Origin of the sequence: Nonomuraea maheshkhaliensis, from assembly GCF_039529435.1 — a bacterium.
Classification (GTDB): domain Bacteria; phylum Actinomycetota; class Actinomycetes; order Streptosporangiales; family Streptosporangiaceae; genus Nonomuraea; species Nonomuraea maheshkhaliensis.
This window is the reverse complement of sequence record NZ_BAAAMU010000001.1, coordinates 161,069-176,628: the sequence shown is the minus strand read 5'-3', so window position 1 is coordinate 176,628 and position 15,560 is coordinate 161,069. Positions and strand designations below refer to the sequence as shown.

14 protein-coding genes are annotated in these 15,560 nt (G+C 72.8%); 6 read left to right on the top strand and 8 right to left on the bottom strand.

Translation table 11 applies throughout. The annotated features are described in order from the left end of the window. Positions 1-212 precede the first annotated feature (212 nt). A complete protein-coding gene (locus ABFX54_RS00845; RefSeq protein ID WP_346100903.1) occupies positions 213-1,016 on the top strand; it encodes a hypothetical protein in 804 nt (267 codons plus the stop codon). Here ABFX54_RS00845 and ABFX54_RS00840 read toward each other — a convergent pair. The 5 genes from ABFX54_RS00840 to ABFX54_RS00820 all read right to left on the bottom strand — a co-directional run bounded on the left by ABFX54_RS00840 (position 954) and on the right by ABFX54_RS00820 (position 5,312). Next, positions 954-1,715: an SDR family NAD(P)-dependent oxidoreductase gene (locus tag ABFX54_RS00840; RefSeq protein ID WP_346100902.1), complete on the bottom strand. Its 762-nt coding sequence runs from the start codon at positions 1,713-1,715 to the stop codon at positions 954-956. The genes ABFX54_RS00845 and ABFX54_RS00840 overlap by 63 nt on opposite strands. A gap of 19 nt (positions 1,716-1,734) precedes the next feature. Then, entirely contained in the window at positions 1,735-2,313 is a 579-nt protein-coding gene (locus ABFX54_RS00835) for a TetR/AcrR family transcriptional regulator (RefSeq protein ID WP_346100901.1), read from the bottom strand. A 90-nt stretch (positions 2,314-2,403) separates the two neighbouring features. After that, entirely contained in the window at positions 2,404-3,615 is a 1,212-nt protein-coding gene (locus tag ABFX54_RS00830) for a hypothetical protein (protein WP_346100900.1), read from the bottom strand. Continuing rightward, a complete protein-coding gene (locus ABFX54_RS00825; protein WP_346100899.1) occupies positions 3,612-4,121 on the bottom strand; it encodes a SigE family RNA polymerase sigma factor in 510 nt (169 codons plus the stop codon). The genes ABFX54_RS00830 and ABFX54_RS00825 overlap by 4 nt, the downstream gene beginning before the upstream one ends. Before the next feature lie 102 nt (positions 4,122-4,223). After that, a complete protein-coding gene (locus ABFX54_RS00820) occupies positions 4,224-5,312 on the bottom strand; it encodes a glycosyltransferase family 9 protein (protein ID WP_346100898.1) in 1,089 nt (362 codons plus the stop codon). Positions 5,313-5,396: 84 nt separating this feature from the next. Between ABFX54_RS00820 and rfaE2 the strand changes: the two genes are divergently transcribed. Then, positions 5,397-6,812, top strand: a complete 1,416-nt coding sequence (rfaE2, locus tag ABFX54_RS00815) for a D-glycero-beta-D-manno-heptose 1-phosphate adenylyltransferase (protein ID WP_346100897.1) — start codon at positions 5,397-5,399, stop codon at positions 6,810-6,812. A 32-nt stretch (positions 6,813-6,844) separates the two neighbouring features. Then, the gene (locus ABFX54_RS00810) at positions 6,845-7,336 is read left to right on the top strand and encodes a hypothetical protein (protein ID WP_346100896.1); all 492 of its coding nucleotides are present in this window, start codon (positions 6,845-6,847) and stop codon (positions 7,334-7,336) included. 55 nt (positions 7,337-7,391) lie between these two features. Here ABFX54_RS00810 and ABFX54_RS00805 read toward each other — a convergent pair whose 3' ends face one another. Both ABFX54_RS00805 and ABFX54_RS00800 read right to left on the bottom strand, forming a co-directional pair. Continuing rightward, positions 7,392-8,237 carry an alpha/beta fold hydrolase gene (locus ABFX54_RS00805; protein ID WP_346100895.1) on the bottom strand — a complete coding sequence of 282 codons (846 nt, stop codon included), beginning with the start codon at positions 8,235-8,237 and terminating at the stop codon, positions 7,392-7,394. A 51-nt stretch (positions 8,238-8,288) separates the two neighbouring features. Further along, positions 8,289-9,857, bottom strand: a complete 1,569-nt coding sequence (locus tag ABFX54_RS00800; RefSeq protein WP_346100894.1) for an IucA/IucC family C-terminal-domain containing protein — start codon at positions 9,855-9,857, stop codon at positions 8,289-8,291. Between the two features lie 79 nt (positions 9,858-9,936). Here ABFX54_RS00800 and ABFX54_RS00795 point away from each other — a divergent pair, with 79 nt between their 5' ends. From ABFX54_RS00795 to ABFX54_RS00785, 3 genes are all read left to right on the top strand, one after another. Continuing rightward, positions 9,937-11,493: an IucA/IucC family protein gene (locus tag ABFX54_RS00795; RefSeq protein ID WP_346100893.1), complete on the top strand. Its 1,557-nt coding sequence runs from the start codon at positions 9,937-9,939 to the stop codon at positions 11,491-11,493. A gap of 88 nt (positions 11,494-11,581) precedes the next feature. Then, positions 11,582-12,403 (top strand): STAS domain-containing protein, encoded by an 822-nt coding sequence (locus ABFX54_RS00790; RefSeq protein WP_346100892.1) that lies wholly within the window; start codon positions 11,582-11,584, stop codon positions 12,401-12,403. Between the two features lie 45 nt (positions 12,404-12,448). After that, complete coding sequence (locus ABFX54_RS00785; protein WP_346100891.1) at positions 12,449-14,302, top strand: CheR family methyltransferase; 1,854 nt, start codon at positions 12,449-12,451, stop codon at positions 14,300-14,302. Here ABFX54_RS00785 and ABFX54_RS00780 read toward each other — a convergent pair. Continuing rightward, positions 14,265-15,401: a sialidase family protein gene (locus ABFX54_RS00780; protein WP_346100890.1), complete on the bottom strand. Its 1,137-nt coding sequence runs from the start codon at positions 15,399-15,401 to the stop codon at positions 14,265-14,267. The genes ABFX54_RS00785 and ABFX54_RS00780 overlap by 38 nt on opposite strands. Positions 15,402-15,560: the final 159 nt, after the last annotated feature.

Below are 15,560 nucleotides of genomic sequence, written 5' to 3'. Positions count from 1 at the left end.
CCCGATTTGTGATCTGACAAGGTGAATTTCCACCGCTTTACGGTCGCAGCAAGACAGGGTAACGGTCAGACCGAAACTGTGTTTTGCAGGCAGGATCACGGAGCGCCCGCCTCCGTCAACCTTGGGTACCGAACGAGGCTGGGACCAGCCGGTTCGGCGGCGGCCGGCTCTTCCCCGCGCCGATAGGGTTGCGCCAAAAAACGGAGATCGACTTGTCACGATTAGCCCTGGCCACTTGGCTGGGGGCGCTGTGCGCCGCGCTCTTCCCCACCTGGCAGATCTGGCGCGATCACTTCGGCGAACCGGAGAGCTTCTCCTGCGGCGGACTGTTCTTCCGGGGCACGAGCGTCTGGCGCGAGCAGTTCGACCTGATCGCCATGCCGCTGCGCGCGGACGCGAACGCCGTGCTCTATTACGCCTTCGCCGTGGGAGCTCCGGCGATCGTGGTGCTCGTGTGCCTCGGGCGGTGGCATTCGGCGCTCGCGGGGCGGCGGGCGGCGGCGGTGCTCGGCCTGACCGCCCTCCTCAACCCGATCCTCTACCCCTACTTCGACCTGCGCGAGTGCCGGCCCGTCCCGCTGCTCAGCGGTCAGTGGTTCGGCGAGGTGCTCGGCGGATGGAGCTCCACCAGCGCCTCTCTGCTGGTGGCGGCCGGGCTGGTGCTGGTCGCCACCCGATGGCTCGGCCCCGCGGAGGAGCCTCTCGCGCGACCGGCCACCTTCCCCTGGCCGCGGATCGCGCGGTGGACGCTGCTGCTCGTGATCGACTACCTCGCCGTCCTCACGGTTCTCCGGATCGTCTTCACCCTGCTCGACCGGAGCCCGGACGCCCTGGAGTACGGCCTGATCTGCTGGTTCTACCTCGACTACCTGATCGCCGAGCCAGGACGGGCGCTGCTCCTGCCGGTGGTCGTCCTGTACGCCGTGGCCAGGTGCCTGCTCTGGCGGCGCCGGTCAGGCCGTGGCGCCTCCGTCGATCACGTGGTCCGCGCCCACCACGAAACTCGACTCCGCTGACGACAGCCACAGAGCCGCCGCGGCGATCTCCTCAGGGGTGCTGACGCGGCCGATCGGCAGCGCGGTCCTCATCCGCTCGTCGCGGTCGGCGCGGGTCTCCCCCGGCCGCATCGACATGGGCGAGTCGACCGGACCCGGGCTGATGGCGTTGATCCGGACGCCGTCGGCGATGTGGTCGCGGGCGGCGGTGCGGGTCAGGTGGCTCACCGCGGCCTTCGAGGCGGCGTACGCGCTCGCTCCCGCCAGGCGCCAGTGCGCCCCCAGGTTGGAGGCCACGTTGACGATCACGCCGCCGCCGTGCGCCCGCATGTGGGCGATCTCGTGCTTCATCGACAGGAACACGCCCTTGAGGTTGACCGCGAGCACGTCGTCCCAGACGTCCTCGTCGTAGTCGGCCAGCGGCGCCACCCGCCCGAAGACGCCGGCCGCGTTGAGCGCCACGTCGAGGCTGCCGTAACGGGAGACCGCGGCCTCGACCATGGCGGCGACCTCGGCGGAGCGGGTGACGTCCACGGCGAACGCGCTCGCCCGGCCGCCCGCCTCCTCGGCCAGCTTCACCACCTTGGCCAGCCTGGCGGGGTCGCGGCCCGCGACGAGGACGGCGGCGCCCTCCCGCGCGTACGCCAGCGCGGCGGCCCGGCCCACCACCCCGCTCGCCCCGGTGACGAGCGCGACCTTGCCTGCGAAACGTGTAGTCATTTTTCCATACCAATCGTTCTCAAATCTGGATGGCGGCCATGGCCTGATCGACCGCGTCACGCAGCCTGCGCGGGTCGGGGTCGGCCCGGCCGAGCACCCTGACACCCTGCAGCAGCACGAGCAGGAACCTGGCCAGCGCGTAGGGGTCCTTGCCCGCGGCCAGCTCCCCCTGGGCGCGCGCCCTGACCAGCGCGCCGGACAGCGCCGTCTCCAGCTCCGTCCAGCTCCGCGACACCTTGCGGAACATCTCCGCATCGCGCCCGCCGAACTCCACGGCGGTGTTGACGACCATGCAGCCCCGCCGCGCCTCGTCGGCCAGGCATTCGGCGACGTAGCCGTCGAGGAAGGCGCGAATGGCCGGCAGCGCGGGCCCCGGCTGGGACAGCGGCCCGACCACGTCGCGCTGCCGGTCGTAGCGCTCCAGTGCCTTGAGGTAGAGCTCGCGCTTGCCACCGAAGGTGGCGTAGATGCTGGCCCGCGCGATCCCGAGGCGGCCGACGAGGTCGGCCATCGAGGTCGCCTCGTAGCCGCGCTCCCAGAACAGCTCCAGGGCCTGCTGCAGGGCGACCTCGGGATCGAACTCCTTGCTTCTTCCCACACGGGAAAGCTAGCAGCATTGAGAACGTTCGGTCAAAAATCTCCGGCCGGACCGGTGCGGGCCCGGAGCCCGCACCGGTGATCCGCTGCCTTATCGGGGGGTCAGGACCCAGTGCCAGGAGCCGTTCCGATTGGCGTCCTGGTTCAGGGAGAGCTGCGTCATCCTGGAGCCGTCCACGCTGACCAGCACCAGACCCGAGTTGAACTCGTTCTCGCACTCGCCCGCGCAGCCCAGCGCGATGACGTTGTCGTCGTCCGCCCAGGCGTGCAGCTGCAACACCTTCTGCCTGCCCACCACCGCGCCGGTCGCGGCGTCGGTGATCTTCGTCGGCAGTCCCGCCCCGCCCAGGACCAGCTTGCCGTTCGGTGAGGTGGCCGACTGGGACGAGTGGTCGACGTACCGCTGACCCTCGGGCCAGGGCCGCGCCTCTCCGTCCAGGGTGAAGAAGACGCGGTCGGGCCGGGTGGAGGTGGGCCCGTAGATCATCGTGCCGTCCAGGCTCCAGCCGAGATCCTGGCGGGAGCTGACGTTGAAGGGCCTGCCCTCCGGGTCGCCCGGCCTGCTGTCGGCCATGGGCGGCAGCTCGTGGTAGTCGGCCGTGCCCTCCCGCACGTCCACGATGTAGTAGCCGGTGCGCGAGCTCCTGCCGTCCATCGGCGGCATCGCCTGCTCTCCCCTGCCCACGAGGTCGTCGGGATAGCTGGAGTAGGCGGTGGCCAGGATCCTGGTGCCGTCCGGCGACCAGACCGCGGAGCCGACGGGGTGCTCCAGATCGATCCAGGTGAGCATGCGGCGGGTGTTCAGGTCGAGCACGCCCAGCCGCCTGCTGAGCAGGTCGCCTTCGAGCACGGCCGCGACCTGGAGCCCGGGGGCGACGTCCGCCCAGACGTACGGGGTCCGCTCGTAGCCGCCGGTGCGCGGGTCGTACAGGTGCCAGGTGCGCCGGAGGCGCTCGTTCTTCTCGTCGACCACCTCGCGGTTGACGACGTAATAGGCCGACACGGCCATCCTGCCCGCGGCGATCAGCTTCTTCGGCGGGACGTCGGCGGTGTCGGTCCGCACGTCGGTCGGCGCGGGCGACGGGCGGGCCGGCAGCGTGACGCCGTCGGCCGGGCGGATGACGGGCTCGGGCTCCCGCTGCCAGGTGACGAACAAGGCCACGGCCGCGATCATGGCCGCCACCAGGACCGTCGCGCCGACCGGCCGCCAGGCGCGCCTCCGTAGCGCCCGGTCGGCCAGGTCGTGCGGCACCCTGGCCTCGTCGGCCCAGTCCTCGAACGTGTCGCGCAGCAGCCGGGTCACGTGGCCACCTCCAGATCCTGGGCCAGCTCGGGGGCGATCTCGCGCAGCCGGGCCAGCGACCGGTGCGCGGTGCTCCTGACCGTGCCGACGGAGCAGCCCATCACCTGGGCGATCTCCTGTTCCGGCAGGTCCTCGAAATAGCGCAGCACGAGCACCGCGCGCTGGCGGGCGGTGAGTCTGCCCAGCGCGGAGCGCAGCACCAGGCGCAGCTCGCTCTGATGGTGCGGGTCGCGCGCCGCCGTCTCGGGCGGGCTCGCCTGCACCACCTCGCCGCGCCGCGCGCTCGTACGCCACCAGCTGACCTGCTGCCGGTACATGATCTGCCTGACGTACGCCTCCGGTGCCTCCACCCGCCGCCATCTGGTCACCAGTTTGGCCAGCGCGCTCTGCACCAGATCCTCGGCCGCGTGCTGATCACCGCCGGTGAGCAGGAAGCCGAGCCGGATGAGGGCGGGAGATCGGGCGGCGACGAACTCGCGGAAACGCTGCTCGTCCGCGGCGTCCACGGTCACCTCCAAGGGATTGACATCACCCTCTCAGACGCCGCAGGAGCCGCCCGCTATGCGTCCACCGCCTCAACAGGCTCTCCGCCGCCTCGCGAGCGGGCGCTATCTTGCGCAGGACAGCAGGTCCTCGGCCTGTTCCAGGACCAGGTCCGGGTGAACGTCGCGGACCCAGGACTCGTCGTGCGGGCAGCGCTCGGCCCTGGGCTGCACGCCGGGGGCGCCGCAGCGGGGGCAGGCCGTGGTCCAGGAGATGAGCGGCCGGTGCGCGGTCCTGCTGAGCGGGCCGGCGTTGATCAGGTTGCCGCACCAGTAGATCGCGACCGTGGGGGTGCCGACGGCCGCGGCCAGGTGCCGTGGTCCCGTGTCGTTGGCGATCAGCAGGTCGCACCGTTCGTACAGGGCGGCCAGCGCGCCGATGCCGAGCGTGCCGACGACGGGGATCGCCGGCCGGCGCATCGCCGTGACCACCCCCATGACCAGGTCCTTCTCCTCCGTCGAGCCGGTGACGGCGACGGGGCGGCCGAGCGCGTCCCCCACCTCGGCGAAGCGCTCGACCGGCCAGCGCCGCCGGGGATCCCTGGCGCCCGGGTGCACGGCCACGAGCCCGCGCGGCGGCGATCCGAGCGCGCGGGCCAGCTCGGCGCGGTCGTCGCGGGTGATCGCCACCCGCGCCTCCAGCTCGCCGCCCGCCGCCCCCACCAGCGCGGCGACCTGAAGGAAGCGCAGGGTGTCGTGGTGATAGTCCGTGTACGGCACCCAGCGATCCAGGCTCTCAGCCCCCGGCGCCCGCATCCCTGCGGTCACCCGGGCGCCGAGCCGCCGGACGAACGGGTTGGAGAAGCACCCGCCCCCGTGGATCTGGACCACCAGGTCGAACGCGCGCTCCCGCAGCCGCTCGCACAGCCCGTCCGGCACCGGGTGCCCGGGCTCCAGCGTGGAGACGCCGGAGATGGGCGGCAGCGCCACCACGTCGTCCACAGGTCCTGGACGCCCGGTGAGGAAGGCGGCGTGCCAGGCGGCGCCCAGCAGTGTCAGGCGCGCGCCGGGATAGGCCCGTTTGAGCGCTTCCAACGCCGGTACGGCCAGGAGGTAGTCGCCGAGCGCGTTGGCCCGCAACACCGCCAGCCGCCGCACGTCACCGACCAGCGCCGCCGGGCAGCCCGGCGTGGTGAGCACTTCGAGCTCCTGCATGACGAACCGGCTACCCCGGCACTTCGTCCCCATAACTTGAGCAATGTCTGGTTTGAGCAGGGCTTTCCCAGGTACTCGCTCCTCATGGGCACAGACGAGGTCATCGAAGCCGTGGTCGTCGGCGACGTCATGCTCGACTCGTGGCTGCACGGCTCGGCCAAGCGCCTGGCCCAGGAGGCGCCGGTGCCCGTGATGAGCCTGGAGGCGACCGAGGACGCCCCCGGCGGCGCCGCCAACACCGCGGCCAACCTGGTGGCGCTCGGGGCCCGCGTCCGGCTCGTCGGCATCGTCGGCGACGACGCCTGCGGGGAGGAGCTCGTACGGGTGCTGCGCCTGGCCGGCGTCGGGATCGACCTGCTCACCGTGCCGGGGCGGCGCACGGCGCACAAGCGGCGGCTGGTGACCAGCGGCCAGCTCACCGCGCGCTACGACGAGGAGGACCACGGCGTCCTGCCGGAATGGGCCGAGCGGGAGCTGCTGGCACGGCTGGCCCGGTCCGTGGCCGGCGCCGGCGTGGTGGTGGCGTGCGACTACGGCGGCGGGGTGTTCACGCCCGCCGTGCGCCGGGCGCTGGCCGGGGTGCCGCTGCTCGTGGTGGACGCGCACGCGGTGGCGCCGTGGCGTGAGTGCGCGCCCGCCGCCGTGCTGCCCAACTACGAGGAGGTCGTAGGCCTGCTCGGCGGCGTGGCCGGGGCGATCGACCGGCCGTCGTACCTGATGGCCCATTCGGAGCGGGTGCTGGAGCTGACCGGCGCCGCGATCGTGGTGACCACGCTGGACGGGGAGGGGACGCTGCTGCACCGGAGCGGCCGCCCGCCGTACCGGACCTACGCCAGGCCCGCGCCCCAGCACATGGCGACCGGCGCGGGCGACACCTACACCGCCGCGTTCGCGCTCTGGCTGGCCGGCGGCGCCACGCCGGAGGAGGCCGCGGAGGCGGGCCAGGCCGCGGCCGGCGTCGTCGTCCGCCGGCCCGGCACGGCCGTCTGCACCCGGCACGAGCTGCTGCGCGCCCTGCGCCGGCACAAGGGCACGGTGCACCCCGCCGAGCGCCTGGCCCGGCTGCTGGACGAGCACCGGCGCAGGGGCGAGCGGGTGGTGTTCACCAACGGCTGTTTCGACGTGCTGCACCGGGGCCACGTGACGTACCTGGAGCAGGCGGGCCGGCTCGGGGACGTGCTGGTGGTGGCGGTCAACAGCGACGCCAGCGTGACCCGGCTGAAGGGGCCGGGCCGCCCGGTGAACCCGTGCGAGGACCGGATGTCCGTGCTGGCCGCTCTGTACCACGTCGACTACGTGACCGAGTTCGACGAGGACACCCCGGAACGGCTGCTGCGGATGATCCGTCCCGAGTTGTACGTCAAGGGCGGCGACTACACGGCGGAGATGCTCGCCGAGGCGCCGCTGGTCCGCTCGCTGGGCGGCGAGGTCCACGTCCTCGGCCACCTGCCCGACCGCTCGACCACCGCCGTCATCGGCCGCATGCGCTCCCTGCCATGAGCGCTGCGTTCACTATCAGGAAGAGACCGATCATGACCCAGACCCTGAACGCCCCTCCCGAGCTGCACGAGCACGTCATGCTGGAGCACCGGCGGCGGCCGATCATCCGCTCGGCCGCCCGCGGTGCCATCGCGGCCATGGCCATGTCGGGCCTGCGGCGGCTCACCGGCTCGCTGGGCATGTTGCCGGCGACGCCGCCGGAGTCGGTGCTCGAACGGACCGCGCCCACGGCCTTCCACCGCGTGCCCGTACGGCTGCGCCCGGCGGCGGTGGAGCTCGTGCACTGGACCTACGGGGCGGTCGGCGGAGCCGCCTTCGGCCTGCTGCCCCGGGGGCTGCGCCGCCGGCCGTGGGCGGGCCCGGTGTACGGCGTGCTGGCCTGGACGGCCTTCGAGGCGGGCCTGGCACCGGCGCTCGGCCTGCACCGCGGCCACGGCGCGGCGGCCCGGCTGGCGCTGCTGGCCGACCACGTGCTGTACGGCGTCGTGGTGGCCGCCTCCCCCTGGCCTCACGAGGACCGCTGACCGGGGACCTGGGCCGCGCACCGGACCCGGGCGCGCCGCGAGAACCGCTGACGGGTCACTTCAGCAGCGTCTCGGTGAGCCATGGGCGCAGGACCGGCAGTGCGTTCGTCGCCTGCATGGCGCTCATGTGGTCGAGCCCGTCGAGCACAACGACGTCCCAGCCGAGCGCCTCCAGCTCCGCCCGGTGCCGCACCAGCGGCCCGGCGAGGTCGACGACCACGCCGCCCCACCGCTCCTCGTAGGTGATCTTGTCTTCGGCGCCGGCGAAGCACAGCCGGGGGCAGGAGAGCCGGACCGCCGTGTCGTCGAAGCTCTGCAGCGCCTCGTACAGCGTGACGAACTGCTTGCTCTGGTCCACGGTCGTGCTGACCTCGACCGAGGACCAGTCGAAGGCGTCGTCGGAGCTCTTCTCCTTCGGGGCGGGCGCGGGCGTGGGCGCGAGAGCCTGCTCGTACGCCGCCATGGTGACCTTCAGCATCTCGGCGTACGGCCCCTCGTAGGGCGGATAACCGCCCATCACCAGCGCGGAGAGCCGGTCGGTCCCGAGCGCGAGCTGCAGCCCGCTGAGCGCGAGCCACGAGTAGCCGTAGTACGCGAACCGCTCGGCCCGAACGGCGTCGGCCACGGCCAGCAGGTCGGCGACGACGTTGGCGGGGGTGAGCGTGTCTGGTTTGGGCGCGTTCAGCACGTGCCCGGTGTAGTCGAAGGCGACGACCTGGAAGACGTCGCCGAGCCCGTCGATCAGGGAGCGGCCGAGCGCCGGGTCGTTGCCCCATTTGCGCATCTCGTCGGCCTGCTCGCCCTCCACAGGCGTGGGATCGACCGGCAGCAGCAGCGTCGGCCCCGAGCCGCGCACCTCCGCCGCGATCGTGCTGCCATCGTGCATCGTGACCTGAACCATGAGCCCGCCCCTAATTCGATACGCCGTAAAGAATTGTTGGACGACAATAGCTTATGCCGTAAAGAGTCTCAACGGATTGGGGACGGGTACCCAGCGCATGGCCCCTCCGTCGGCGTCCAGCCAGCGCAGCAGCAGGTTGGCCTTGGCCGGGATGTGCGGGGCCGCCAGCAGGTCACGCAGCTCGGCCGGATCCCCGTGGTCCTTGGCGGCGGCGGCGAACACCGCCCTGGCCCGCGCCCACAACTCGCCGCGCAGACGCGGATGGCGTTCGGCGACGGCGCCGGCGATCTCGCAGAGGTTGTTGGTCAGCAGGCAGTACACCAGCCGCTCCCACGCCCGCTCCGCGCCCAGCACGGGCGCGCCGAGCTCCGGATGCCGCTCGGCCACCAGCTTGACGCCCTCGGCGTCGCGGAACAGGACCTGCGCGGGCAGGCCCAGCGCGTCCACCGCGACGAGCACGTTCTGCAGGTGGGACTCCAGGACCACCCCATGACGCAGGTACGCGTGCAGCACCGGCGGCACCACGTGCTCCAGGTAGCGTTCCCACCAGACGAAGGCGGCGTCCGCGTCCAGCCCGTCGAGCGGGTTGCCGGGGAAGCCCTCGCTGACGCCCGCCGCCAGCAGCGCGGTCAGGCCGGGGCGCACGTGCCCGCGCAGCCCGTCGCGGACGATCACGGCCAGCGCCTCACCGCCGTCCCCGCCCAGCCGTACGCTGCGCCAGCCGCGGTCGCGCAGCACGGCGGGGCGCGGGAGGTGGCCGGGCAGGTCGTCGAAGACCTCGTCCAGCAGGGCCGTCACCAGCGTGAGCCGGCTCAGGTCGTGCAGCCAGAGGCGGCGTACGTCGTTCGTGATGCGCACGTCCAGGCTGAACTTGCAGAACAGGTCGGGCTCCGGCAGGTACACGGTACGGATCGACGCGGTCGCCACCGCCGCCGCCTCCGTGAACCCGAGCTGTCGCAACCGCCCCCCGCGCAGGCCGCCGAGCAGGGTCAGCTGCCAGGGGTGGGCGGGCAGGAGGGCGAAGCCGTCGCCGGCCGGGTCGCCGAGCAGGTCGAGGGCGGCCGCGTCCCCCTCCTCCACCAGGTCCTCGACCGGCACCCCGAGCAGCGGCAGCGCGAAGGCCGCGGCGGCCTCCGGGGCGTACGGCAGCCACGACTCCCGGCTCCCCCCACCCCTGGCCTTGGGCGCGGGATGGTAGCGGTGGCCGGCCACCAGGGCCTGCTCCGAACGCAGGTAGAGGTCGGCGGGCGGCACGGCGGCCCGCCTGGCCAGCAGCAGGGCTGCCGTCACGTCGCGGCTGTGCAGGATCTCGGCGGGCAGCTCGTCGTTGCCGGCCCCGGTGGCCGCTCGCAGCTCGGCGGCCGTCAGCGCGATGAGGCCCGGCAGCTCCAGCGGGCACCAGCCGTCCGGGGTGCGCAGGGAGGGAGCGGCGGGGTACCGGTCACCGCCGACGCGCAGCACGTGGCCGGTCGCGGGCAGGACGTACTCGCCGGGCACAGCGGGCCGGGCCACTTCCCGGATCAGGCAGTTGAGCAGTGCCGTCACCGCGAGGGCCGAGGCCCGGGTCGCTGCCTCCCGCTCCGGCCCGGAGGACGGGAGGAGGCCGTCGGTGGATGCCATGGCGACCGTACTCCTACCCTTTGCCTCCTCCGTGCCCACAGGGTAGCTACCAGGCAGATTGATGGGATAGATGGGATATATGAGCCTTTCGGAGGCGGAGTTCGCGGCGCAACTCGACCTCGTACGTCCTGATCTGTCCGCCGCGTACGCCGGCGCGCTCCCGGGCGCGCGCGCCGCCGTCCTGGGCCGGCTGTGGCGGGGGCTGCTGTACGAGCCGCTGCCCGGTCTGACCGCCCTGGACCCGTCGGTCGTGCTGCTGGCCGACGGGCGCAGGCTCACGGGGCCGGAGCGCAGGCCGTACGACGTCGGGGACGAGCCGGTGCTGCACCTGGACGGCGAGCCCCACACGCATCCGGCCGCGCTGCTGACCGCCCTCGGCCTGCCCGGCGCCGACCGGCTGATCGCCGACCTGGACAACAGCGTCGCCTCGCTGGCTCTGTCGCGGGCCGGCGCCCCTCCGCACAGCCCCAAAGGGCTGGTGGAGCACGAGCAGAGCGTGGTGGACGGCCATCCCTACCACCCCGGCTGCCGCAACCGGCCGGGCGTGTCGGTGGCCGAGCAACTGGCGTACATGCCGGAGCACCGGCCCACGGTGCTGCTCGACCTGCTGGCGCTGCCCGCCGCCCGCTGCCTCGTCTCGGGCCCGTGGCCGTCCGCCCTCATGGACGGCGACCGGCTGCTGCTGCCCGTGCATCCCTGGCAGACCCGGCACGTCCTGCCCGAGCTGGGGCTGCGTCCCTACGCCACGGGGGCCGTTCCCGCGCGCCCGCTCATGTCCGTACGCACCCTCGTGCCCCTCGACGGAGGCCCGCATCTGAAGACGGCGTTCAGCACGCGCATGACCTCCGACGTCAGGGACATCTCCCCCGGCTCCGTACGCGACTGCGTGCCCCTGTCCGACCTGCTCACCCGCCTGTCCGCCCGCTGCGGCGGCGCGCCGGGCATCGCCCGCTACCTGGCCGGTGCCGCCGGCCCACTCGACGCGAGCGGATCGGCAGATGGGCACAGTGCCGACCTGTCGGTCATGCTGCGCGAGCCCGTGAGCGCCCAGGGCACGGTGCTGCCGGTGGCGGCGCTCACCAGGGCGATGGTCGGTGACCCCGCGGCCTGGCTGGACGCGTTCGCCCGCCTGGCCGTGACGGACGCGTTCGGCCTGCTCGCGCTCGGCGTGGCGCTGGAGGCGCACGGCCAGAACGTGCTGGTCGTGCTCGGCGGCGACGGGCTGCCGTACCGGCTGATCTACCGCGACCTGGCCGACGTCAGGATCAGCCCGGCCCGCCTGACCCGCAACGGCGTCGAGACGCCGCCGGTGAGCGCCAGGCTGCTCAGCGACGACCCCGCGGTCCTGCACGCCAAGCTGCTCGGCTCGCTGGTCGGGACCACGTTCGGCAGCCTCGTCGCCCTGTTCGGCCAGGGTGACCGCGCTCTGGAGGGCCGGCTCTGGCACGTGCTGGCCGCCGCCGCCCGTGCGGCGTCGGAACGGCTGCCCGGCACCCGTGACGTACGCGCGGACCGCGATGCCCTGTTCGCCGACCGGATCACGGCCAAGGCCCACCTGGCCGCCCGGCTGGAGAGCGCCCAGCCAGGCGACGCCTGGACGAGCCTGCCCAATCCGCTGACCGAGCACAACGGGTGAGCGCCTGGCCCTTTTCCGTGCGCGGGAGGAGAATGAGGGCAGGCCCGGTGAATCGCGCGGGCGTCCATCGCGCGGAGGGAGGAACGCGATGATGCAGCTGTCGGTACGGCTCGTCCCGATCGATGACGCCACCCTGGTGATCGCCCTGACGGGAGAGCTGGACGTCACGACGAGGCCGGTGCTGGCCGCGTTCCTCGACCCGTTGCCCAAGTCCCCCGTCATGCACGTGCTCATGGCGGCGGCGGACCTCTGGTTCTGCGACCTCAACGGCCTCGAACAACTGGCGGCCACCCATGCCGCGCTGCGGGCCAAGGGCGGCCACCTGGCCGTGGCCGAGCCCCAGCCGCCGCTGCGCCGGCTCGTCTCGCTGATGAGCGCGCAGGACCAGATGTCGTTCCCCGTCTTCGCCAGCATGACGGAGGCGCTCGCGTCCGCCGGGGTCCCGGAATACCAAGCGGGACACGGGACGGGAGTCCCGCTCGGCGGGGCGTACCGCCACCTTCCGTACATGCGCCTCCAGCCGCGGCTCCAGTCCGGCGCCCGCCGCCGCTTCAGGGCGCGGCGCGAGCCGTCGCAACCGCTCGCCGTCCAGGCCGGTGAAGCGCGCCCGGAGAAGGAGCCGGCCGCGAGCCCGGTGGCTCCCGTCACGTCCGCCGGTTCGCTGGCGCCGCTCGTCGAACGCTCGCGCATGCTGCGCCAGCAGGCGTTCGACCAGAAGCAGACGCTGGCCAGGCGGCGCGCGGCCGCGGTCGAGGCCCGCTCGCTGCTGCACACCACCCTCGAACGGTGCGACGACAACCTGACGGCCATGCGCGGCAACCTCGTCCGCGCCCGCGCGGTGATCAGCCTCGGCTACGTGAGCCTCGGCTCGCTCAAGCTCCCCACGTCGTTCCGACTGAACGGAGGATGAGGCTCCCACCAGGCCGGGCGCACCCAATCGGCGTAGGCTTCGCTCGTGACGACGCAGGAAGAGCGGAAGTTCGACGAGCTCCTCCTTCTTCTCAGGGAGACTCGCGGCTTCGACTTCTCGGGCTACAAACGCACCACCCTGATCCGGCGCATCGCCCGGCGGCTCGAAGCGCTGGGTCTGCGCGACTATGACGCCTACCGCGACCTGCTCGAACTCGATCCGGGCGAGTTCACGAAGCTCTTCGACAGCCTGCTGATCAACGTCACCGGTTTCTTCAGGGACGCGACCGCCTGGCAGCGGCTGCGTGAGCTGGTCGTCCCGGCGCTGCTGGACCTGGAGCCGGCGAGCCGGCCCATCCGGGTGTGGAGCGCCGGCTGCGCGACCGGCGAGGAGACCTACACGCTCGCCATGATCCTGGCGGAGGAGCTCGGCGCGGACGAGTTCCGCCGGCGGGTCAAGGTCTACGGCACGGACCTCGACGAGAAGTCCGTGCAGGTGGCCAGGGCCGGCGTCTACGGCGACCGGGCGCTCGCCGACGTGCCGGCGGACCTGCGCGAGAGGTACTTCGAGCCGGCGGACGGCGGCTTCGCCTTCCGCCACGACCTGCGCGGCCGGCTCGTCTTCGGCCGCAACGACCTCACCCGGGACGCCCCCATCTCCCGCGTCGACCTGCTCGTGGCCCGTAACACGCTGATGTACTTCAACACCGAGACGCAGCTCGACGTCGTCAGGCGCTTCCACTTCGCCCTGTCCGACCCCGGCTTCCTCTTCCTCGGCAAGGCCGAGATGCTGCTCGGGCAGCGGCACGCGTTCGAGCCGCTGGACCTCGGCCTGCGGCTGTTTCGCAAGCGCGGCCCAGTCACGGGCGACATCACCGGCGGCGCCGCCGGTTGCCCCGCCGACCGGGTTTCCGGTCCGCCCGCGCTCGCGTCCGTGGCGCTGGACTGCGGGCCCGTGGCCCAGATCGTCGTGGACGTCCCCGGCAACCTGGCGCTGGCCAACTCCAGGGCCGCGGCCCTGTTCGGCCTCGGCCCGCGTGACGTCGGCCGCCCGTTCCATGATCTTGAGGTCTCCTACTGGCCCGTCGAGCTGCGTTCCGTCATCGAGCAGGCGTGCGAAGGACGGGGTCCGGTGGAGTTGCGGGAGGTGAACTGGTACCGCGCCGGCCTGCCCGCGCCCGAGCTCTTCGACGTCTCCGTGGTCCCCCTGCTGGTGTCGGGCGACCTGGCCGGGGTGAGCATCCACTTCTACGACGTCACCCGCTACCGCCGCCTCAGGGACGAGCTGAAGCAGGCCAACCGCCGGCTCGAACAGGCCTACACGGAGCTGCGCTCGCTCAACGAGGCGCTGGAGGCGACCAACGAGGAGCTCCAGTCCACCAACGAGGAACTGGAGACGACCAACGAAGAGCTCCAGTCCACCAACGAGGAACTGGAGACGATGAACGAGGAGCTGCAGTCCACCAACGACGAGCTGCGGCACCTCAACGACGTCCTGACGGCCCGCACGATCGAGCTGGACGAGGTCAACCGGTTCGTCTCCTCGGTGGTGCGCAGTCTCGGCGACGCGGTGGTGGTGCTGGACGAGCAGTTACGGGTCGTCGTCTGGGGACCGGGGGCGGAGGAGCTGTGGGGGGTGCGCGCCGACGAGGCGGCCGGCCTGCCGCTCGCCGAGCTCGACGCCGGTCTGCCCCTCGACGTGCTGTGCCCCCGGCTGCGCGCCGCGCTGGCCGACCGGTCCCGGCCGCCGGTCGAGGGCGAGGGGCTGCTGCTCGACGCGGTCAACCGGCGCGGGCGTCCGACGCGGCTCGACGTGCGCCTGTCACACCTGCGCACGGAGGACGACGCCGTGCACGGCCTGATCATGGTGATGAAGGAGATCCGCCCCCAGGAGCCCTGACCCCTGTCATTTCGGCGACCGGGATCCGGCGGAAGGCGATGCTCTCGTACGGGCCGAAGTTCCCGGTCTCGAACAGCAGCCCGACCGTGTCGCCGTCCACGCGGACGAGGTCGGAGTAGGCGGCGGGCAAGCCCGACACCGTGTGCGCCACCCGCCAGGTGAGACCGTGGTCGTCGCTGGCGCGCACGGTCATCAGCGCCCGCGTGTCCGGAGCCGCCGGCCCCGAGAACAGCAGCGCCTCGGGCCCGTCGCACCACAGCAGGCTGCCCTCCACCACCGGCCCGATCAGGCCGGTCTGCGGGCGGAAGGGCAGCTCAAGCGTCTGGCCGCCGTCGGCCGAGTAGGCGTCGGCCCTGGTGCCGGGGGCGGTGGAGTCTGTGCGGGTGTTGAGATAGAGGCGTCCGCCGGGCAGCTCGGCGGCGGTGGTCTCGTTGACGTTGACGTACCCGTCGGGATTGTCGTCGACGTAGCCGATGCGCCAGGTCGTGCCGCCGTCGTCGCTCAGCAGCACGTGGCCGCCGTTGTACTTGCCCTCGGTCCCGTCGTCCTTGCCGGTGGGCGGCAGCGAGTGGTTGGCGGGGACCACCAGGCGGCCGGCGTGCGGGCCGTGACGCAGCACGAGCGCGTGCCCCGGCGTGGTCGCGTACCAGCGCCAGCCGGGCCGCTTCACCTCGGCGGTGATCTCGCGCGGCGCCGGCCAGGTGACGCCCTCGTCCGTGCGGACCTGGACGAACACCCGCCGGCCCGCGTCCGCCGCCACCTGGCCGCGCCTGATCTTCTCCTCGGTCGCCGTCGGGCCCTGCCGGACGTGCACCAGCACGACCCGCCCGTCGCCGAGCACCGCGGGCGCGGGGTTTCCCGCCGTGCCCCGGTTCGGCTCCGTGGCCACGACCTGCAACGGGCCCCACGTACGCCCGCCGTCCCCCGACCGCTTGAGCACGAGGTCGATGTGGCCGGAGTCGGACGCCGAGCCGCGCCGCCCCTCCGCGAACGCCAGGATCGTGCCCGCCGCCGTGACCACGGCCGCCGGGATCCGGTACGTGTGATAGCCGTCCGTCGCCTGCCGGTACGGCACCGAGGTCGGGTAGCGATCAGCCATGCGGGGCACGCTAGGGCCCTTGGGTGAACGGGCCCCGACGGGAGCCGTACGTGCGGGCGAAACCGACGGACGGCCGACACCGCGGCCGGGCACCACGATTGCGGCGGCTCGCCATGAAACGATGCGAGAAGAGGACGAATACCGTGCCTGGGGAGGCAG

Bases quoted from the DNA above. Each gene is read 5' to 3' on its own strand.
- rfaE2 (WP_346100897.1), top strand. From the start codon at position 5,397: ATGGGCACAGACGAGGTCATCGAAGCCGTGGTCGTCGGCGACGTCATG.
- ABFX54_RS00840 (WP_346100902.1), bottom strand. From the start codon at position 1,715: ATGACTACACGTTTCGCAGGCAAGGTCGCGCTCGTCACCGGGGCGAGC.
- ABFX54_RS00800 (WP_346100894.1), bottom strand. From the start codon at position 9,857: ATGGCATCCACCGACGGCCTCCTCCCGTCCTCCGGGCCGGAGCGGGAG.
- ABFX54_RS00795 (WP_346100893.1), top strand. From the start codon at position 9,937: ATGAGCCTTTCGGAGGCGGAGTTCGCGGCGCAACTCGACCTCGTACGT.
- ABFX54_RS00780 (WP_346100890.1), bottom strand. From the start codon at position 15,401: ATGGCTGATCGCTACCCGACCTCGGTGCCGTACCGGCAGGCGACGGAC.
- ABFX54_RS00820 (WP_346100898.1), bottom strand. From the start codon at position 5,312: ATGCAGGAGCTCGAAGTGCTCACCACGCCGGGCTGCCCGGCGGCGCTG.
- ABFX54_RS00805 (WP_346100895.1), bottom strand. From the start codon at position 8,237: ATGGTTCAGGTCACGATGCACGATGGCAGCACGATCGCGGCGGAGGTG.
- ABFX54_RS00810 (WP_346100896.1), top strand. From the start codon at position 6,845: ATGACCCAGACCCTGAACGCCCCTCCCGAGCTGCACGAGCACGTCATG.
- ABFX54_RS00790 (WP_346100892.1), top strand. From the start codon at position 11,582: ATGATGCAGCTGTCGGTACGGCTCGTCCCGATCGATGACGCCACCCTG.